The organism is Pantoea sp. SORGH_AS_0659 (assembly GCF_031453915.1).
Taxonomy (GTDB): Bacteria; Pseudomonadota; Gammaproteobacteria; order Enterobacterales; family Enterobacteriaceae; genus Pantoea; species Pantoea leporis.
In genome coordinates, this window is record NZ_JAVJAK010000003.1 from 367,829 (window position 1) to 385,872 (window position 18,044).

The following is an 18,044-nucleotide window of genomic DNA, read 5'->3' on the forward strand; positions in this document are numbered from 1 at the left end:
GTTTAATTAATATGTACAGGAATATGGCGAATCAGTTGCGTAGTCATTTGGCCAGAAGTGCTAATTTATTGTTAACAATCACTTAATGAACAGGTCAGGGAGGTTGAGTGTATTTCATACAATGCTAAGTGATGAAGGCTGTTCTTGAGTATATGTATTGCACTTAGTGCAATAGGTTTTCATGCCAGGACAAGGAGAGTCCTCATTAAGAACGGAGGGAACACATGGCAATTTATGTCTTAAAGCCATTCGATAGAAACACCAAAGGTGACGCTATCAATAGTGCAAAATTATGCAAAGCGGCGCTGGAAGTCATGGCAGGGATTTATGAAGCCAGTTTCGGCGGGGGAGTTTACAAGAAGCGCATTCCTTTAGTTGCTGGAAAAAGTGGCGGGGCCCGGGCGGTTGTAGCCTTTAAAACTGAAAAACATCTTTTTTTCGTCAACGGCTATGCTAAATCCGCATTCAAAAAGTAGTGGTCGAGAGATATCTGAATCTGATCTCGCTCTCTACAAGGAAGTGGCCAAACAACTATTTGAAATGACATCAGAACAAGCAAAAGTAGCCATCAAGACTGGCAAGATGCGTGAGGTAAAATGTGATGGTTAATCATCTGAAAGATTTACAAGAGATCGCCAGGGATTTTAATGAAATTGGCGTGGTCACCGATGAGCTAAAAGAAAAAATTGATTCTCGTGTGAGATTGCGTGAATTGCGCGCTTCGCTACCTGTCCTGCACATGATGTCGGGAGATGAAATAAATCAGTTACGTCAACGTTATAATCTGAGCCAGGCGATGCTGGCCGCCTACGTCGGCATGTCAGTGGGGACGGTAGTGAAGTGGGAACGAGAAGAGAAAAAACCTAACGGCGCAGCACTGCGATTGCTCAATCTTATCGAGCGAAAGGGGTTGGAAGTGCTGCAATAATGCCTGTTAGTTGAGGGTAAACCGGTCGCCATGAATGTCAGCGTGGCGAGATTTTATAGGGTGCGCATTCATGCGCACCTGAATATCACCGCAATTATTCCATCAGCCATCCGTCGATCGCGTCAGTGCTTCCCAGCGATCAATCTCCGCGCTGAATGATTCCATCTTCTGCCGCACCAATGCCAAAGCATCGCTGCCCAGCAACAGATGCGCGGGTGGATTGCTGCTTTCGATCACATCGAGCATCGCGCTGGCGGCTTTAAGCGGATCGCCCAACTGTTTGCCACTCTTCTCTTCACGCGCCTGCCGAATCGGGTCGAACAACGCATCATAATCGGCGATGCTGCGTGCGCTGCGCACCATCGAACGCCCGGCCCAATCGGTGCGAAACGATCCGGGTGCGACGGCGGTCACATGAATATTGAACGGCGCCAGCTCTTTGCTGAGGGTTTCCGAAATCCCTTCCAGCGCAAACTTGCTGCCGCAGTAATAGCTGATGCCGGGCAGGGTGATAAAACCGCCCATCGAGGTGATGTTGAGAATGTGGCCCTGACGGCGCTGGCGCATAAAGGGCAGCAGCGCTTTAATCATCGCCACCGCGCCAAACACGTTGACGTCAAACTGGCGGCGCATCTCGTCCAGTGATGATTCCTCCATCACGCCTTCGTGACCGTAACCGGCGTTGTTCACCAGCACATCAATTGCGCCAACGCGGGTTTCAACATCGGCAATTAACGCCTCAATGGCGGCGAAATGGGTAACATCCAATTCATAGGCGAAGGCATTTTCCGTATGCAAATTTTCAAACTCGGCTTTTGCCGTAGCATTGCGCACCGTACCGACCACGCGATAGCCACGATTTAGCGCAACCTGCGCCAGCGCGCGGCCAAATCCGCTGCTGACGCCAGTGATGAATAATGTTTTAACGTTGGACATTTGCGGTTTCTCCTCAAAAAGTAGAGGATGCATAATATTCTGGCGCTGAAACAGCTATAAGGCCTTATCTTGTTTAATTCTTGCCTAATATTATGAAGGTGATGTTATTCGATGAAAGAAACGCTCCAGCAGCAAACCGTACAACTGCTTAAAACGTTAGCGCCGCAGGAAGGTTACAACCTCACCGCGCTGCCGGACGTGCGCATCCTGCGTTCCGATCGGCCGCTGGCGCGTACGCCGGTGCTGTACGATCCGGGCATCGTGATTGTTTGTCAGGGATCGAAACGCGGCTTCTTTGGCGATCAGGTTTATCTCTACGATGAGCAGCACTATCTGGCGGTTGCGGTGCCGGTGCCTTTTACCATGGAAAGCGCGGCATCGGCGGAAAATCCGCTGCTGGCGATTTACCTGCATCTCGATTTCAGCGTGGCGACGGGGTTGCTGTTGCAGCTGGAGCAGCAAGATGTGGCGTTTGAGAGCCAGGCGGCGCAAAGCATGATGTCGAGCCCCATGGACCAGACGTTGCGCGAGACGGTGTTGCGCTTTCTCACAACGCTAAATCATCCGCTGGATGCGAAGATGCTCGGCCCAGCGCTGGTGCGTGAACTCTATTACCGCGTGCTGACCGGTGCGCAGGGCAGCGCGCTGCGAGCGGCATTAACCTTGCAAGGCCAATTTGGCAAAGTGGGCAAAGCGCTGAACCACATTCACGCGCACTATGCGCAGCCGCTAACGCTGGGGCAACTCGCGTCGCTGGCGGGCATGAGCGTGCCCACTTTTCACACCCATTTTAAAAGCATCACCAATCAGCCGCCGATGCAGTATGTGAAGTCGGTACGATTGCATCAGGCGCGCATGTTGATGGTACGTCAGGAAATGACCGCGGCGGCGGCCAGCCACGCGGTGGGCTATGAAAGCGCCTCGCAGTTTAATCGTGAGTTCAAACGCCTGTTCGGTTTACCGCCGGCCGAAGAGATCAAACGCATGCAGCGTAACTTTGCCGTGCCGCCGGCGCATCAGGCATCGACGTTCGTTTCATCACATTAGCGCCAGGTTATGCTATAAATGATAACGATTATCATTTTTGGCGTGAGGCAGAGGATGCAGGCAGCACAGGAAAACGCGATAAGCGCGGATTGTTGTATCGTTGGCGGCGGCCCGGCGGGATTAATGCTGGGCTATCTACTGGCGCGCGCGGGCTTACGCGCCGTGGTTATTGAAAAACACCCCGACTTCCTGCGCGATTTTCGTGGCGACACCATTCATCCCTCAACGCTGGAGATCATGCGCCAGCTGGGATTGCTCGATGAGCTGCTCACTTTGCCGCACCAGCGCGCGGAGAAGCTGCAGGCGGAAGTGGCGGGTGAAGAGATCACCATGGCGGATTTCTCACGTCTACCGGTTGAGTGCCGCTTTATCGCCTTTATGCCGCAGTGGGATTTCCTCAATTTTCTCGCTAAAAAAGCCGCCGAATTTCCGGGGTTTACCCTGCTGCAATCCACCGCATTTGATGACTTGATTTATGAAAATGGCGTAATCAGTGGCGTAAAAACGTTACAGGGTAACGAGTGTCACATCATACGCACCGCTTTAGTAATAGGTGCTGATGGCCGCAATTCGCAGGTCAAAGCCAAAGCCGGATTAACCGGAAAAAGCTTCGGTGCGCCACGCGATGTATTGTGGTTCCGGCTGGAGAAACATCCCGACGATCCGCAACTCGGCATGGGTCATAAAGGTCCGAAGCAAAACTTTATCGTCATTGATCGCGGTGATTACTGGCAGTGCGGCTACACCATTCAGAAAAATCAGTTCGACGAGTTAAAGCTGGCGGGATTGGACGCGCTAAAAAGCACCATGGCGCAGGTGGCTCCGTTCAGTGCAGAGCGCATGGCGGAGGTCGATGAGTGGGACAAACTTAAGCTGTTGTCGATTCGCATTGACCGCCTCGATCGCTGGATGAAACCTGGCGTACTTTGTATCGGCGATGCTGCGCATGCCATGTCGCCGATTGGCGGCGTGGGGGTTAACCTGGCGATTCAGGATGCGGTGGCCGCAGCCAATATGCTGACCAAACCGCTGCAGCAGGGCAATGTAGCCTTGCACGATCTGCAAAAAGTGCAGCAGCGCCGCCAGTTCCCAACCGTCGCCACCCAATTCCTGCAAATCAAAATGAGCAGCAACAAGCGTAAACGCAGCACACCAAGCAAAGTGCCGCAGATCATCAGCCGCTTTCCGTTCCTGCGCCATCTGTTTGGCCGCTTGATTGGCCTCGGCTTCCGCACCGAAAAGCCGCGTTATTTATAACCGGCAAAAAAAAGCCCGCTAAGCGCGGGCCAGGTAAAGGTTACCAATCTGAAATTCTCGTAGCAACGCATTGCTGTGTGTTGCGTCGCTATAATAGCAACAGATCGCCATCTGTGCAGGAAAGGATCAACGAGTTAATTTTGTTCTAAGGATAAGCATTATGCTTGCTGCACCCGCGTTGACCACCAGCACATCAGTGATCCCAGGCTGACCATCGCGGTGCCTTGCCAGAAGGCGACGGTCAAATGCGAGCGCAGAATAAAGGCGGCGAGAATCGAAGAGATGATCGGAATGAAGTAGGACGCGGCGGCCAAAAGGGTCACATTGCCATGCAGTATGCCGACATTCCATGCGGCATAGCCAAAGCCCATCGCCATCGCAGCAAGCGCCAGACTGATGCAAACCTCAGCGGATAGCACAAACGGCGGCTGCGGTGAGAGCAAAAACTTCAGCCACAACGTCAGCGCAGTCAGGATAAAGAACAGCGTTATCCCATTGTTGCCGTCAGCAATTTTTTTGGTTACCACACAGTACACCGCCCAGATAATCGCGCCGCTCAACGCCAGGCCGTAACTCAACGGATTAGCCATCACGTTATGGGAAATTTCGCTGAATGAAAAACCTTGATCGCCGCCCAACACGCGACAAATGCCGGCAACCGCCAGCAACAAACCCGGAACAATCAGCGGATGGGTTTTTTGTCGATTCACTATCACTGCGAAAACAATGGTTAAACTTGGCCACAGATAATTGACCATGCCAACTTCAATCGCCTGGCGACCGCTGTGGGTAAAGCCTAATGAGAGTGACAGGCAGAGTTCATAACAGACGAACAGCACGCTGCCGATAATCAAATAACTGCGCGGGAAAGCGCGCAGCTTTGGCAAGCCTACGGTGAAAATCAGCAAAATAGCGCTGGCGCTGTAGATAAGCGCCGCGCCGCCCACCGGGCCGAATCCTTCGCTGACATTTTTAATCAGTCCTACAATCGCGCTCCACAGCAGAATGGCCAGCAAGCCAATCAGCGTCGCCTTTTTTTGGGGCATGACCCGCCACCTTATTTCGCAAATTCGGGCCAAAATCCTATCAAATCAAACGCGCTTTGTATTTGCTGGATTTCCTTCTGGGATGATGGTCGCCATTTATGGCGACCACACTCACTGAAACATTATTTACCACTTCATCTCGCCGGTATTCACTTTGGCGCTCAAATCCAACGAACTCTCCTCTGGCAGATGCGGATACGCGGCTTCCATGGTTTCGATCACCTGTGCCGAACCTTTATGCTGCTGCAGCGCTTTCTCAAAAGTTTGCAGGTAGTTCAAAGTGAAAGTAACAGCCGCATCACCCGCCGGGCGCTCGCCAAGATAATGGCCCGGGATCACCTGTTTAGGCTGTAGTTTTTGCATCTCGCTCAGCACATTGCGCCACTGCTGACGAATGGCAGGCGTTTGCGTATCAGCGGTCCAGACGTGAATGCCGGAAGCCACGCCGGTGCCGCCTAGAATCGCTTTGTTCGCCGGGATCCAGACGTAGGCGGCGTAATCATTGGCGTGACGCAGTTCCAGCGTTTCACCATCAATTTTAAACGTCGTGGCATGCGTAACCTGCGGAACATACAACTGCTTTGGCGCGCCGTCCTTCATCTGCGGCCCCCAATATGCCAGCTTGGCGGCTTTACTGGCTTCGATGTGTTTTACCACCTCCGGCGTTGCCACGATCTTCACCTGCGGGAACGCTTTTACAATGGGTTCCAGACCAAAATAGAAATCAGGATCGCCGGAGGTAATAACAATCTGAGTCAGCTTCTTGCCGCTGGCTTTGATCATCTGCACCAGCTTCTCGCCGTCTTTGGTGCTGAACTGCGCATCAAACAGTATCGCTTCATGCGGACCAGAAACCAGCGTCGAAGAGACCGGGAAAATGCCGTTCTCTAGCGGGTTATATACGTCTAAATTCAGCGGCGCAGCGAAGGCTGGCAGAGCGGCAAAGGCCAATGCCAGTGTTAGCGTTTTCATTTTCATCGAATTTTCCTTTATCCGGCACCTCGCCGTCTTTGAGGGCTTTATTGTAGAGAAATTGCTGGCTGGTAGAATTCCCGAAACTGGATATGATCAGTTTCATAAAACGATCAGATGGAGCCAATATGGACAGAGTCACGGCGGCAACGGTATTTAACCGTATTTGCGAGCTGGGCAGCTTAAGTGCCGCAGCGCGTGCGCTGGATATTTCGCGGCCGATGGTCAGCCGCTATCTGGATGAAATGGAGAAGTGGGCCGGTGCACGTTTGCTACACCGCTCATCGCGCAAACTGACCATTACGCCCGCTGGCGAGAAGATCCTCGAAAAATCGCGCGCGCTGGCGAGATTGGCTGAAGAGATTGCCGATCAGGGCGCGGATAGCGAACCGCACGGCACCTTGCGCGTCGCCTGCGCACATTCCACCGCCACGCATATTCTGGGCCCGATAATTCCGGCATTTCTCGCGCGTTTTCCGGCGGTGCGTATCGAACTGGAGATCAATAATCAACCGGTGAGTTTAATCGGCGAACGCATTGATGTGGCGGTGCGGATTACCGACGATCCCGAACCTGGCGCCATTGCCCGACGTTTAGGCGAATGTGTTTCGGTGGTGTGCGCCTCGCCTGGCTATCTGCAGGCGCGTGGTGCGCCGCAAACGCCTGCCGATCTCGCACAGCATAATTGCCTGCATTACAGCCGTTTCGCCGGGCAGAGCTGGCAGTTTTCTGATGCGCAGGGCGAAACCCTCTCAGCGGCAGTGCACGGGAATTTCAGCGCCGGTATCTCGTCGGTGTTGTGTGATGCGGCGATTGCCGGTTGCGGTTTAGCGATGGTGCCGGAAATGGAGGCACGTCACGCCCTCGACAATGGAAAGCTACAAACCGTGCTGCCGGCTTATCAGCCAAAAACGCTGGCGATCTATGGCCTCTACATGTCACGCGAACGGCAACCGGCGGCGCTGCGGGCGTTTTTAGATGCGGTGCAGCAGCAGTTAACCGACTGAATTTCGACACGTATCTGTTTCAAAAGAAATTAGATTATTTTCAGTGTGTTATGCATGAGATCGTATCCTCAGAAAGCCGATTTCAGCCTGAAATCGCCAAATGAGTGGTGAAACTTTGCTCAGTTATGGTCGATGTAAAATGATGGCGCCTGACCGGTGACGCGACGGAACATGGTGGAGAAAGCGGAGCTGCTGTCATAGCCGAGCGAGAGCGCCACGTCGTTAACGGATTTGCCCGCCACCAGCCACGCCAGCGCCGTCACCACGCAGGCGCGCTGTCGCCAGGCGGAAAAAGACAAACCGGTCTGCTGCAGGAAATGGCGGCGGAAGGTGCTGGGACTCATAAACAGTGTGTTGGCCCAACGATCGGCCGGGTCGTGAATGGTTGGTGCTTGTAAGAAGTTCTGGCATTGCGCCAACAGCGCCGGATGTGGCGGCAGTGGAATATCGAATTCCTGTGCAGGCATCGCCGCAAGCTCCAGCAGCAGCAACTGCATCAGAGATTGATCGCGATCGGATGCGTATAACAGCGGTAAATCAACGGCTTCAATCAATAGCTGTCGCAGCAGCGGCGAGACGCTGATGACGCGACAGCGATCGCTTTCACGCAGAGCTGCCGCACAAACCGGCTCGATATACAGACTGCGCGTAGAAACACCCACAAACTTAACGCTGTGCGCGGTGTCAGGCGGAATCCACACCGCATGCTGCGGCGGTACCACCCATTCGCCCGCCTGCGTTGCGACGTGCATCAAACCCGTTGCGCCATACAGCAGCTGCGCGCGGCGATGGCGATGCTCTGGCAGCACAAATCTCTGCGCGTAGTCATTGCCCAGCGCCACCACGTCACGATCAATATGGTCGTATTCATCAATGTGGCTATTTCGCATCCCCGACATCCACCGCAAATTGACTGATTTGCAAGGGTAAATGAGCGCTGCACAAATGGGAAGTGGGCAGCTTGCTGCGTAAGCTACATTACTCTTTTCATGATGCAGAGAAAGGCGATGAGCGAGCTGTTAATTATTGGGCTGGCGGGTTTTGCTTCCGGCATCACCACGGTGCTGTTTGGTTTTGGCGGCGGTTTTGTCGTGGTGCCGTTTGTCTATCAACTGCTGTCGCAGCAGCCGTTACTGGCGGCTCAGGCGATGCATATCGCGGTGGCGACCTCGACCGCCGTGATGATTTTCAACGCCAGCTGGGCCAGTTATCAAAACTGGCGGGCTGGCAAATTGCATGATGTTCCTTTTTTGCCGCTAATTTGTTTTATCGCGCTCGGAGCGGTGATGGGATCGTGGCTGGCGGGCGTGATGAGCGACATTTGGGTGCGCAGGCTGTTTATGCTTTACATGATGGTGACTATCGCTGATTGCCTGCTGCGGAAAGGCTTCATTAGCCGCACTGCACCGCGAAGGTTGTCACGGTTGACCGTCAGCGCGGGCGGCACAGTGATTGGTGTGATCGCCGCCATGCTCGGCGTTGGCGGCAGCGTAATGACCGTGCCGCTGCTGCGGCGTCATGGTTATGCCATGCGCGACTGCGTCAGCGCGGCCAATCCGCTGTCGCTGCCGGTCGCCGTTTTTGGCGCGATAACTTACGCCATCAGCGGCTGGCAGCAGATTCCCGTCAGCGGTTATCTCGGCTTTATCAGCCTGAAGATATTGTTGCTGCTGGTGGTCGCCGGATTTTTAGGAATTCTGTTTGCCCGGCGCTGTATTCCGGCGGTGCCCGATGTCTGGCATGCGCGTGTCTATGTGCTGCTGTTGTGCATGGTGTTGTTGGCTATCGCGGTTTAAACCGTGGATTGGAAGCCATGCTGGTACAAGATGAGCTGCGCTGTGGCTGAAGAGATAAATGCCGCCACCAGATCCGGCCACGCCGCGCGCAAACTACCGGCTGTCAGAATATTTAGCATTGTCATGATAGTGCGTCCGATAAAAGCGCTGATACCAGCGATCAGCCTGCTGCTGCATGTCGATGTCGCGGAATTTTTCCGGATAGAGCTTTTTCGCCATCCACAGCTCTCCGAGGCCAATCGCTTCCGGCATCGGATAGCCCCACGCTTTGGCGTATTCCGGCATCAGCCACACCCGATGATTTTTCACCGCATCAATGGTTTGCCAGCGCGCATCCTGCTGGATCTCCTGCACCACGTTGGGATAGCGATCCTGCACGAAGATTACCTGCGGGTTCCACGCCACTACTTGTTCCATGCTGACCTGTTTGAAACCCTGCACGGTCGCGGCAGCGACATTCAATGCGCCCGCATGCGCCATCATCAAGCCAGTATATTTGCCCGAGCCGTAGGTGGTGAGGTCGGGATTCGCCATATAGGCGCGCACGCGCTGCTGCTCAGGCAGATTTTTCAGATGGTCGCTGACCATTTTGCGCCCGGCAAAGGCGGCATCAATCAGCGCCTGCGCCTGCTTTGGCTTATTAACCACCTTGCCGATAAGCGTGATCCCTTCCTTAATACCGAGATCGTAAGCCTGATCTTCATTCTGCATGCTGGGATTGATTTTGCCTTGCTGACCGGCGTCATCGTGACGCAGTGAAATCGCCAGTACCGGAATGCCCAGGGCAGAAATCTGGTCGATCATCTCTTTCGGCGCATAGTTGGTGACAAACACCACCTGCGGATGCAGCGCCACCAGCTTTTCCAAATCGACATGCGTCAAATCACCGAGCATCGCTTTGTGCGTCAGTTCCGGCACTAATTGCGCATAACCCTCACCTAACTGCTGCTTCCAGTTCGCCAAAATCCCGACGATTTTATCGGTGGCGTTGAGCTGCACCAGCAGGTTCAGAGTTTGGTGCTGCAGCACCACTACGCGATCAATCCTGTCCGGAATCTCCACCTGACGACCAATTTGATCGGTGACGATGCGGCTGGCATAGCTATGAAACGAGGTGAGAGTGAGTAATTCCGCCAGAATAATCCGCTTAGGAGAGGTATGCATAAAAGCTCCTGAATTCGATATGCACCGGAGTATATAGCGATTAAGTGAGCGGAGATATGGCTGTTTTTAACATCACAATACATGGCCTCATGTTTGTCAGTTAAGCCAGCGACGAGTGCGCAGGCCGAAGTCACTTTTGGTCCGGCGGTCCTCGCGCCGCTTGCGCGGTACCTTCACTTCGCTCGTCTGCCTGACGGACCGGCGGCGCGAGGACGGCCCGTGACGCAGCAGATGTGTCAGCGCCCGCTACCTATTACGACAGCGTTGAGATGTAATCGAGATCATGAACCATGACTTTATGCCAGCTCATTTCTTATTGAGCTGGCTGCATAAATCACTGAAGAGTTTATTTTGACAACAGCTAATCAAGTCTGAATTTCACGAGTGGTCTATTTCCACGCGAGCAAAGAACTGATGGTATTGCGATTATCGGTGATTATTATTTCCTGGTTTTAGTATGGCGAAGTGGTTTGAATTCGAAGTTCAGGCTCTGGAACCCATCTTTACCAAAACATGGCTGAGTATTTTTCCCTACTTCCCTGGCCTGCATGGCAGCAGCTATTTTCTTGGTGTGGTTGAACTCATCACGGTTATTCTGCTTATTGCGGGTTTTAAACGTCCGGATTTAGGCATGATAGGCGCTGGATTGTTGATTCTCACCGGGTTAGTCACGCTGAGCCTGTTACCGCAGTTAGGCGGACTCGATTCGTTTATTTTTAAAGATATCATGGTGGTGGCGATTGGTCTGACGTTACTGAAGCGCGATTTAATCCGTTGGAAAAACAACCTCTAACCGCTACGCTATAACGCGTGTTTACTCTCGGGCATTTAAGAGGGCTTTATGAATAATGTTTACGTGATACTGGCGATATCCATCGTCGCTGAGACGATTGCCACAACCATGATGAAGGCCTCGCAAGGATTCTCACGCCTTATTCCCAGCGTGGTTGTGGTAATAGGTTATGCCATTTCATTTTATGGATTATCTCAAGTGGTTAAACAGATGAATGTCGGCATTGCTTATTCTATCTGGGCCGGAATGGGTATATTTTTGGTGTCGGTCATGTCTTATTTTTTCTACAACCAGAAACTGGATTTCGCTGCAATGGCGGGCTTGATGTTAATCGGGTTAGGCATTGTGGTGATTCAGGTTTTCTCCAAAACCATTCTGCATTAATGAAGTAATAACAGGGGAGCACAGGCTTCCCTGTTAGCGTTAAGGGATAATGCGTGCTGCGCGTAATTGCGCAAACAGAGCAAAGAACATCTCATCCGTCGCCTGATAGCCGTTAAAACCTGCGCGCCGTAATTTGCTGCCATCACCAAACATGTCGTAATCCCAGCCAAAAACAAAATCGGCAAACTGCCCATCATTCAGCTGCAAGATATCTGGCTCTATCAGCTGATGTTCTATAGCGATGGTTTGCCATAGCGCGCGGTAATCCTGAAACAGCTGAGAAAACGACAGATTCACCGCCGGCGCGCTTTCCAGTTCAAACCAGCGGGCAATCGCAGGCCACAGCTCACTCCAGCGCCATAAATCGCCGTTGTTAACGTTGAAAGCCTGATTGCGCGCGCCGGGCGCATTGGCCGCCCACAGCGTGGCCTGCGCGAGTAATCCCGCATCGGTATGATCGACCATGCTGTGCCAGGCGTGCGATGAACCGGGAAAACGTAGCGGTAAGCCCTGAGATTTACACAGAGATGCGTAGAGCGCGATGCTCAGCGCCAGGTTCATGGCATTACCGGGTACCGCGCTGCCGACCACACCGGGTCGCAAGGCGTGCCAGTGCCAGCTTTTACCGCGCTGAAAGTCACTTAGCCAACGCAGCTGTTGCGCATTGAATTCGGCTCCCGCGACGCCGGGATCGCTTTCACGCGCGGGCGTTTTGAACGCTCCCAGATGCGCGCCATACACTTTGTATCCCTGCATCAAACTAACGCTGCGCAACGGCGCGCTTTTATCGATGTTAACCACCAGATTGCGCAGCATGGTCACGTTGGGTTCGACCATTTCACGCCAGTTGGCTGCATTCAGCCAGGCGCTGTAGAAAATATGCGTGACCTGATTGAGCGGGGCCAGCGCCTGTGCACTGTGCTGCGCATCCAGCAGATCGACATGGATGAAAGGGATATTCTGCGTTGAGATTGCAGGCTGGCGCGTCAGGCCGATCACCTGCCAATCCTGCTGACGCAGTGTTTTTACCAACTCACTACCGACAATGCCGGTTGCGCCCGCGACCAGCGCGACGTGATGTGTTTTCGACATGATGATTCTCCTGTGAACAAGACAGGCACAGTGTTATCTATTATTTTTATTGCTGATATCCCACTATCCAGATGCCACTTATCAGAAAAATCATTAAATGAATAATAAACTCAATGCCATCAATACCTTCATTCGCGTGGCGGAAGCCGGATCGTTTTCGGCAGCAGCGCGCCTGAGCGGGATGAAGCAATCCGCCGTGAGCCAGCAAATCGCGGCGCTGGAGGAAGAACTCGGCATCGTGTTGTTGCACCGCACCACGCGTGCGATGAAATTGACCGAGCAGGGCGAGCGATACTTACAGCAGATGCAGCCGCTGCTGGCCGCGATGCAGGACGTTGAAAGTCAGTTGCGCCCGGCGCAGCAAGCGCTGCAAGGCAGCGTGCATATCCAATTACCCAGCGGATTAGGCCAGCGCTTGCTGCCGCCTTTGCTGGCGCTGCAACGCGCGAACCCAGAACTGCATCTGACCATCGCGCTCGACGATCGCGTGGCCGAACTGGTGAGTGAAGGCGTGGATATCGCGTTGCGCCTGAGTGAAATGCCGCCGGAGATGTTTCCGGCGAGATTACTGGCGCGTATTGAAACGCCGCTGTTTGCTGCGCCTGAGCGGGTACGCGCAACACCGATTACCTCGCTGGCAGAGCTGGCCGCGCATCCGCATGTTCGCTTTAGCGGTATCGACAAACAGGCACCGCTGCGTCTGATATCCAACCAGGAAACCGTCGCGCTAACCGTGAATACCGTGTTTCGCGCCAACAGCAGCGAAGGGTTGTTGCAGGCGCTGCAGGCGGACATCGGCGTCGGGGGCATGCAGTTACCGCTGGTGCAGGAGGCATTAAAATCAGGTTCGCTGGTACGCATCTTGCCACAATATCGTCTGCCAGACCGTTTTCTCTACGCGGTATTCCCCGATGCGCGCTTTATCCCGCTGCGCGTCAAACGTGTGGTGGAAGTGATCGAACAGGTTGTGGATGCGTTAATTCCTGCGGCCGGTTAAGCCGCTCTCCATGGTGGCGCAAGACTGCGCCATTTTCGTGCTTCCTATCGCAACCGCTGCATTGTAAAGAAACATAAGTATTCGATCTTGTATCCAAGAGCGTATCCCATCTGGCCTGGCCGCTAGCGCCCTCGTTTATGGAATTTTCTGGCACGCAAACTGCAACGTTTCCGATAAGTGATAAATCGGGAGTATTCGCATGTTTGATGCACTGTTGGATGAAGATGCCACTACGCTGGCGGCGTTAATTCGCGGCGGAGACGTTTCGGCGCAGGAAGTGACGCAAGCCGCCATCAATCGCATGGAGCAGCGCGAGCCGCAGATTCAGGCGTTTTGTACCGCTACGCCACAGCTGGCGCTGCAACAGGCGGCCGCTGTTGATGCAAAACGCGCGCGCGGCGAAACGCTGGGGGCGCTGGCGGGCGTTCCACTGGCGGTGAAAGACTTGATTTGTACCGCAGGCGTGAAAACCACTTCTGGATCGCATGCCTACGCTGATTTTGTCCCGGAAGAAGATGACATCACCGTTGAGCGCCTGCTGGCGGCCGATGCGGTGCTGCTGGGGAAAACCACCGCACCGGAGTTTGGCTATAGCGGCGTTGGGCACAATCCACTGTTTCCATCACCGCGTAATCCGTGGGATCTCTCTAAAACGCCGGGCGGATCGAGCGCCGGTTCCGGAGCGGCATTGGCGGCGCGCCTGTGTCCGATTGCGCTGGGCAGCGACGGCGGCGGTTCGGTAAGAATTCCCGCCGCGCACTGCGGCGTGTTTGGCCTGAAAGCGTCGATGGGGCGCGTACCCTTATGGCCGGGCTGTCGCGACGAGCGTTATCCCGGCGTTTCCAGCTGGGAGTCGCTGGAGCATATCGGCCCGATGACGCGTTCGGTGCGCGACAGCGCGCTGATGATGTCGGTGATGGCGGGGCCAGATATGCGCGATCGCCACTCGATTCCCTGCAACGACGTGGATTGGCTGGCCTCGCTGGAAAAACCGCTGAGCGGTCTGCGCATCGCTTTCAGCGCGGATTTCGGCTACATTGCCATTGATCCCGAAGTGCGTGACATTGTCACGCACGCCGCGCGTCGTTTTGCCCGTGAGCTTGGCGCTGAACTGGATGAAGTCGATCCCGGTATCGCCGATGAATGTGCCACCTTTGCCGCGCTGGTGGCTTTTGAGAGCGATCTCACCGGCATGCGTCACATGCACGCCGAATTGGGTGCACGCATGTCACCGCATCTCAGCGCCATGCTGCAACATGACTGGCGCGCTGAAACTTTTACCGACGCCAATACCGCACGCAAAAAGCTGTGTAACCAGATGTGGCGCTTCATGCAGCATTACGATCTGCTGCTGTCGCCGACGCTGGCGGTGCCGCCGTTCCCGCTCAATATGCAGGGACCCGAGATCATCGATGGCCGCATGGTGCGCAGCGATCACTGGCTCTCATTCTGCTTCCCGTTCAATTTCACCGGCCAACCGGCGGCGTCTGTTCCTGCGGGCTTTACCGCCAGCGGATTGCCGATTGGCATGCAAATCGTGGGTCGTCATCTGGACGATGGCCTGGTGCTGGCGGCGAGTGCCGCGTTCGAGCGCATACAACCCTGGAATCACATCACACCTGTTTCAATCGGAGTTGCCCATGACTAACAAAAATTCACCGGCTTTAGAGCAGGAGTTCGAGCATGAACCGGTTCCGCTCAGCCATCGCCACTCGACGGGTTCGGTGTCGGCGGTGTGGTTTGGTTTCCCGATGATCCTCACCAATGCGCTATTTGGCGGCATCATTACCTGGCATCTCGGCTTCTGGCCGGCGCTGATTGCCATTCTGCTGGGAAATCTGGTGCTGTTTGCCTATGTGGGTGCGCTGAGCTGGTTCGCCGGTAATACCGGCATGAACTTCGCGTTGCAGGCGAAACGCACTTTTGGCACCAAAGGCTACATTTTGGTTTCGGGCTTCCTTTCTACTGTAGTGATCGGTTGGTACGCCTTCCAGACCGGGTTAACCGGCACGGTGATCAACCAAACCTTTGGCTGGAATGCGCTGGCGGTGACGGCGTTTGCCATGGTGCTGTATACCGCCATCACCTTCCTCGGCGTGCGCGCATTGTCCGTGCTCGGCATGATCGCTGCGCCGCTGTTCGTGGTGTTGGGATTGGTGGCGCTGTGGCTGATCAGTAAGGATCACGATTTCAGCACCATCACGCAGTTTACCGGCAGCAGCAGCGCAGTGGGCGCAATGAGCATGGGCACCGCCGTCACCATGGTGGTGGCCGGTTTCGCCGATTCCGGCACCATGACGGCAGATTTCACCCGCTGGTCAAAAGACGGTAAATCGGCGGTGATTGCCGCGTTCTCAGCGTTCCCGGTGGCGAACGTTATCTCTTATCTGTTTGGCGTGGTGATTGTGGCGGTGGGCGCGGCGGTTGATCCGGCGAGTAACGGCGGCAACTTCCTGCCAATGCTAATGGGGCACGGCATGCTGCTGTCGGTGATTGCTTTCCTGTTTGTGTTTATCAATCTCGGTTCGGTGTGTACGCACTGTCTGTATAACGGCGCAGTCGGCTTTAGTCATCTGTTCAGCAGCAAAATGCGTCTGTGGACGGTGATCCTTGGCGTGATTGGCGGGGCGCTGGCGCTGGCTGGCGTGTGGTCCTATTTCCTCGAATGGCTGAGCTTGCTCGGCATCGTGGTGCCGCCGTTTGGCGCGGTGATGATTGTCGATTTGATCTTCATGGCCAAAATCAGCGAACAGCGCCAATTGCGCCGCATGCGCGGTAGCGCCTTTGCCGCCTGGGCGATTGGTAGCTTGTGTGCGGTGATTGCGCACATCGCCTTCCCACAGTTCGGTGAAGCGGTGATTGGCCTGGTGACTGCTGCCGCCAGCTATACGCTGATTGTGAAACTAAAAGGTGAAAGCACAGTAACGGTGATGGAGGAAAAAAATGCCTGATTACGCCATTGATTCAACCCCTTACTCGTGGCCGTATGACGGTCGCTGCAGCCCGCAGGATACCGCACTGATCGTTATCGATATGCAAACCGATTTCTGCGGTAAAGGCGGTTACGTCGATAGCATGGGCTACGATATTGCCTTAACGCGCGCGCCTATCAAACCGCTGCAGCAGGTGCTGGCAACGATGCGCGAGTTGGGCTTCCCGATCATCCATACGCGCGAAGGGCATCGGCCGGATTTAAGTGATCTGCCCGCAAATAAGCGTTGGCGATCCAGGCGCATGCAGGCGGAAATCGGCGCGCCCGGTCCGTGCGGGCGCATTCTGGTGCGCGGTGAACCGGGCTGGGAAATTATCCCGGAACTGGCGCCATTGCCGGGAGAAGTCATCATCGATAAACCGGGCAAAGGCTCGTTTTACGCTACCGATCTCGAACTGATTCTGCGTAGCCGCGGCATTCGCAATCTGATCATCAGCGGCATCACCACTGATGTCTGCGTCCACACCACACTGCGCGAGGCTAACGATCGCGGCTTTGAGTGTTTGGTGTTGTCAGATTGCTGCGCGGCGACGGAGCTGAAACACCACGAAGCGGCGCTCAGCATGATCCATATGCAGGGCGGGATTTTTGGTGCCGTAGCCAGTTCGCAGACCCTGCTGGCGGGATTAATTAGCAAGCAAACGGTTGAGGTGGATTAGCTCTTTAACCACTTTTCATAGTGCTCTGGCCACGCCATGGTCGGCGTGCCGGGCCTGCCCATACCAAATCCATGTCCGCCGCTGCTGTAGCGATGCATCTCAACCGGCACATGCTCACGCTTACAGGCGTCAGACATAATCAGCGTGTTATGCGGATCGGAGATCGGATCGTCCTCTGCCTGCACCAGAAAGAAGGGCGGCGATTGCGGATTGACAAACTCCTGCACTGACCATGCGGCGTTTTCACTGGCGGGCGCGTGGTTGCCAACCAGCATTTTATGGGTTGAAGTGTGGGTGTAAGGCGCTTCCAGCGTGATGACGGGATAGATCAGCGCCGCGCGATCGGCCGTGGCGGGCAGGTTATCCAGGGTATCGGTTGCCCTGTAAGATCGAAAATCTGCTCGCGTGACCGTCATACCGAGCAGATGACCGCCAGCGGAAAAGCCCAACACGCTGACATATTTTTCCCGTTGCCGCACCAGGCGCAGCGCGCGCTGTGCATCCTGCAGTGAAACCATCGCACCATCTTTCCAGCCTTCATGCGGTAAACGATAACTCAGCACATAAACGGTATATCCGCGCGCCGTCAGCCAGGCTGCGGCAGGCCAGGCTTCTTTACCCATTTCAATGCGCGAATAGCCGCCACCTGCGGCAATCAATACCGCGCGACCATTAGGCGAGGGCGGCGTTAATAAGGTGAGTGTGGGCTGTACGATATTACGCTGCGCGCCTTTGGTAGAAATCACCAGATCGCCAGCAGGACCGCCACCGCCCGGCGGTAAATCTGGCCATAGCGGCAAGATTTGAGTTGTTACGCGTTTCGAAGCAGCCCAGATTAGCCCGCTGCGCACTGTCAGCGCGGAAAGAGTGAGATACGACAAAAAATGGCGGCGCTCCATGGCAGCTCCTCATGAAATTGGCGATTTATTGAAGCAGAAAATTCAGCAGAAAAGATGAAGAGGGCGGTGCTATGT

Annotated in this window: 19 protein-coding genes; 12 read left to right on the forward strand and 7 right to left on the reverse strand. The window is 54.7% G+C overall.

All coding sequences use genetic code 11. The features are described from left to right. The first annotated feature begins 224 nt into the window (after positions 1-224). Together Q3H59_RS22860 and Q3H59_RS22865 are read left to right on the forward strand one after the other, a co-directional pair. Positions 225-476, forward strand: a complete 252-nt coding sequence (locus Q3H59_RS22860) for a type II toxin-antitoxin system RelE/ParE family toxin (protein ID WP_309837466.1) — start codon at positions 225-227, stop codon at positions 474-476. A 125-nt stretch (positions 477-601) separates the two neighbouring features. Then, positions 602-928: a DNA-binding transcriptional regulator gene (locus tag Q3H59_RS22865; protein WP_137387307.1), complete on the forward strand. Its 327-nt coding sequence runs from the start codon at positions 602-604 to the stop codon at positions 926-928. A 102-nt stretch (positions 929-1,030) separates the two neighbouring features. Here the strand turns inward: Q3H59_RS22865 and Q3H59_RS22870 are convergent, their stop codons facing one another. Then, positions 1,031-1,864 (reverse strand): oxidoreductase, encoded by an 834-nt coding sequence (locus tag Q3H59_RS22870; protein WP_309837469.1) that lies wholly within the window; start codon positions 1,862-1,864, stop codon positions 1,031-1,033. 111 nt (positions 1,865-1,975) lie between these two features. Between Q3H59_RS22870 and Q3H59_RS22875 the strand changes: the two genes are divergently transcribed. Both Q3H59_RS22875 and Q3H59_RS22880 read left to right on the forward strand, forming a co-directional pair. Next, positions 1,976-2,911: an AraC family transcriptional regulator gene (locus Q3H59_RS22875; RefSeq protein ID WP_309837471.1), complete on the forward strand. Its 936-nt coding sequence runs from the start codon at positions 1,976-1,978 to the stop codon at positions 2,909-2,911. Between the two features lie 54 nt (positions 2,912-2,965). Next, positions 2,966-4,168 carry an FAD-dependent oxidoreductase gene (locus Q3H59_RS22880; RefSeq protein ID WP_309837472.1) on the forward strand — a complete coding sequence of 401 codons (1,203 nt, stop codon included), beginning with the start codon at positions 2,966-2,968 and terminating at the stop codon, positions 4,166-4,168. A 158-nt stretch (positions 4,169-4,326) separates the two neighbouring features. On the opposite strand, the gene yddG is transcribed toward Q3H59_RS22880, so the two are convergent. Beyond that, complete coding sequence (gene yddG / locus Q3H59_RS22885; RefSeq protein WP_309837474.1) at positions 4,327-5,214, reverse strand: aromatic amino acid DMT transporter YddG; 888 nt, start codon at positions 5,212-5,214, stop codon at positions 4,327-4,329. 126 nt (positions 5,215-5,340) lie between these two features. Next, positions 5,341-6,192 carry a Vmh family MBL fold metallo-hydrolase gene (locus Q3H59_RS22890; RefSeq protein ID WP_309837476.1) on the reverse strand — a complete coding sequence of 284 codons (852 nt, stop codon included), beginning with the start codon at positions 6,190-6,192 and terminating at the stop codon, positions 5,341-5,343. A gap of 122 nt (positions 6,193-6,314) precedes the next feature. Here Q3H59_RS22890 and Q3H59_RS22895 point away from each other — a divergent pair, with 122 nt between their 5' ends. Further along, entirely contained in the window at positions 6,315-7,193 is an 879-nt protein-coding gene (locus Q3H59_RS22895) for a LysR family transcriptional regulator (protein WP_192413114.1), read from the forward strand. A 119-nt stretch (positions 7,194-7,312) separates the two neighbouring features. Here the strand turns inward: Q3H59_RS22895 and Q3H59_RS22900 are convergent, their stop codons facing one another. Continuing rightward, a complete protein-coding gene (locus Q3H59_RS22900; RefSeq protein WP_192234726.1) occupies positions 7,313-8,083 on the reverse strand; it encodes a helix-turn-helix transcriptional regulator in 771 nt (256 codons plus the stop codon). 117 nt (positions 8,084-8,200) lie between these two features. On the opposite strand from Q3H59_RS22900, the gene Q3H59_RS22905 reads away from it, so the two are divergent. Then, positions 8,201-8,989 carry a sulfite exporter TauE/SafE family protein gene (locus Q3H59_RS22905; protein WP_192413112.1) on the forward strand — a complete coding sequence of 263 codons (789 nt, stop codon included), beginning with the start codon at positions 8,201-8,203 and terminating at the stop codon, positions 8,987-8,989. 93 nt (positions 8,990-9,082) lie between these two features. Here Q3H59_RS22905 and Q3H59_RS22910 read toward each other — a convergent pair whose 3' ends face one another. Beyond that, entirely contained in the window at positions 9,083-10,153 is a 1,071-nt protein-coding gene (locus Q3H59_RS22910) for an ABC transporter substrate-binding protein (protein ID WP_192413111.1), read from the reverse strand. 457 nt (positions 10,154-10,610) lie between these two features. On the opposite strand from Q3H59_RS22910, the gene Q3H59_RS22915 reads away from it, so the two are divergent. Beyond that, on the forward strand, positions 10,611-10,946 hold the full coding sequence (locus Q3H59_RS22915) for a DUF417 family protein (RefSeq protein ID WP_309837481.1): 336 nt from the start codon (positions 10,611-10,613) through the stop codon (positions 10,944-10,946). A 48-nt stretch (positions 10,947-10,994) separates the two neighbouring features. Further along, a complete protein-coding gene (locus tag Q3H59_RS22920; RefSeq protein ID WP_008106908.1) occupies positions 10,995-11,330 on the forward strand; it encodes a multidrug efflux SMR transporter in 336 nt (111 codons plus the stop codon). A gap of 39 nt (positions 11,331-11,369) precedes the next feature. Here the strand turns inward: Q3H59_RS22920 and Q3H59_RS22925 are convergent, their stop codons facing one another. Continuing rightward, a complete protein-coding gene (locus Q3H59_RS22925) occupies positions 11,370-12,422 on the reverse strand; it encodes an SDR family oxidoreductase (RefSeq protein ID WP_192413110.1) in 1,053 nt (350 codons plus the stop codon). 97 nt (positions 12,423-12,519) lie between these two features. Here Q3H59_RS22925 and Q3H59_RS22930 point away from each other — a divergent pair, with 97 nt between their 5' ends. The 4 genes from Q3H59_RS22930 to Q3H59_RS22945 all read left to right on the forward strand — a co-directional run bounded on the left by Q3H59_RS22930 (position 12,520) and on the right by Q3H59_RS22945 (position 17,070). Next, positions 12,520-13,419, forward strand: a complete 900-nt coding sequence (locus Q3H59_RS22930) for a LysR family transcriptional regulator (protein WP_192413109.1) — start codon at positions 12,520-12,522, stop codon at positions 13,417-13,419. A 199-nt stretch (positions 13,420-13,618) separates the two neighbouring features. Continuing rightward, positions 13,619-15,067, forward strand: a complete 1,449-nt coding sequence (locus Q3H59_RS22935; RefSeq protein WP_192413108.1) for an amidase — start codon at positions 13,619-13,621, stop codon at positions 15,065-15,067. Then, positions 15,060-16,370 (forward strand): cytosine permease, encoded by a 1,311-nt coding sequence (locus Q3H59_RS22940; RefSeq protein ID WP_222183440.1) that lies wholly within the window; start codon positions 15,060-15,062, stop codon positions 16,368-16,370. The genes Q3H59_RS22935 and Q3H59_RS22940 overlap by 8 nt, the downstream gene beginning before the upstream one ends. Continuing rightward, positions 16,363-17,070 (forward strand): cysteine hydrolase family protein, encoded by a 708-nt coding sequence (locus tag Q3H59_RS22945; RefSeq protein WP_101761567.1) that lies wholly within the window; start codon positions 16,363-16,365, stop codon positions 17,068-17,070. The genes Q3H59_RS22940 and Q3H59_RS22945 overlap by 8 nt, the downstream gene beginning before the upstream one ends. Here Q3H59_RS22945 and Q3H59_RS22950 read toward each other — a convergent pair. Beyond that, entirely contained in the window at positions 17,067-17,969 is a 903-nt protein-coding gene (locus Q3H59_RS22950; protein ID WP_192413103.1) for an alpha/beta hydrolase, read from the reverse strand. The genes Q3H59_RS22945 and Q3H59_RS22950 overlap by 4 nt on opposite strands. Positions 17,970-18,044: the final 75 nt, after the last annotated feature.

Bases quoted from the DNA above. Each gene is read 5' to 3' on its own strand.
- Q3H59_RS22880 (WP_309837472.1), top strand. From the start codon at position 2,966: ATGCAGGCAGCACAGGAAAACGCGATAAGCGCGGATTGTTGTATCGTT.
- Q3H59_RS22860 (WP_309837466.1), top strand. From the start codon at position 225: ATGGCAATTTATGTCTTAAAGCCATTCGATAGAAACACCAAAGGTGAC.
- Q3H59_RS22940 (WP_222183440.1), top strand. From the start codon at position 15,060: ATGACTAACAAAAATTCACCGGCTTTAGAGCAGGAGTTCGAGCATGAA.
- Q3H59_RS22915 (WP_309837481.1), top strand. From the start codon at position 10,611: ATGGCGAAGTGGTTTGAATTCGAAGTTCAGGCTCTGGAACCCATCTTT.
- Q3H59_RS22925 (WP_192413110.1), bottom strand. From the start codon at position 12,422: ATGTCGAAAACACATCACGTCGCGCTGGTCGCGGGCGCAACCGGCATT.
- Q3H59_RS22865 (WP_137387307.1), top strand. From the start codon at position 602: ATGGTTAATCATCTGAAAGATTTACAAGAGATCGCCAGGGATTTTAAT.
- Q3H59_RS22950 (WP_192413103.1), bottom strand. From the start codon at position 17,969: ATGGAGCGCCGCCATTTTTTGTCGTATCTCACTCTTTCCGCGCTGACA.
- Q3H59_RS22945 (WP_101761567.1), top strand. From the start codon at position 16,363: ATGCCTGATTACGCCATTGATTCAACCCCTTACTCGTGGCCGTATGAC.
- Q3H59_RS22920 (WP_008106908.1), top strand. From the start codon at position 10,995: ATGAATAATGTTTACGTGATACTGGCGATATCCATCGTCGCTGAGACG.
- Q3H59_RS22910 (WP_192413111.1), bottom strand. From the start codon at position 10,153: ATGCATACCTCTCCTAAGCGGATTATTCTGGCGGAATTACTCACTCTC.
- Q3H59_RS22900 (WP_192234726.1), bottom strand. From the start codon at position 8,083: ATGCGAAATAGCCACATTGATGAATACGACCATATTGATCGTGACGTG.
- Q3H59_RS22935 (WP_192413108.1), top strand. From the start codon at position 13,619: ATGTTTGATGCACTGTTGGATGAAGATGCCACTACGCTGGCGGCGTTA.
- Q3H59_RS22905 (WP_192413112.1), top strand. From the start codon at position 8,201: ATGAGCGAGCTGTTAATTATTGGGCTGGCGGGTTTTGCTTCCGGCATC.
- Q3H59_RS22930 (WP_192413109.1), top strand. From the start codon at position 12,520: ATGAATAATAAACTCAATGCCATCAATACCTTCATTCGCGTGGCGGAA.
- yddG (WP_309837474.1), bottom strand. From the start codon at position 5,214: ATGCCCCAAAAAAAGGCGACGCTGATTGGCTTGCTGGCCATTCTGCTG.
- Q3H59_RS22895 (WP_192413114.1), top strand. From the start codon at position 6,315: ATGGACAGAGTCACGGCGGCAACGGTATTTAACCGTATTTGCGAGCTG.
- Q3H59_RS22875 (WP_309837471.1), top strand. From the start codon at position 1,976: ATGAAAGAAACGCTCCAGCAGCAAACCGTACAACTGCTTAAAACGTTA.
- Q3H59_RS22890 (WP_309837476.1), bottom strand. From the start codon at position 6,192: ATGAAAATGAAAACGCTAACACTGGCATTGGCCTTTGCCGCTCTGCCA.
- Q3H59_RS22870 (WP_309837469.1), bottom strand. From the start codon at position 1,864: ATGTCCAACGTTAAAACATTATTCATCACTGGCGTCAGCAGCGGATTT.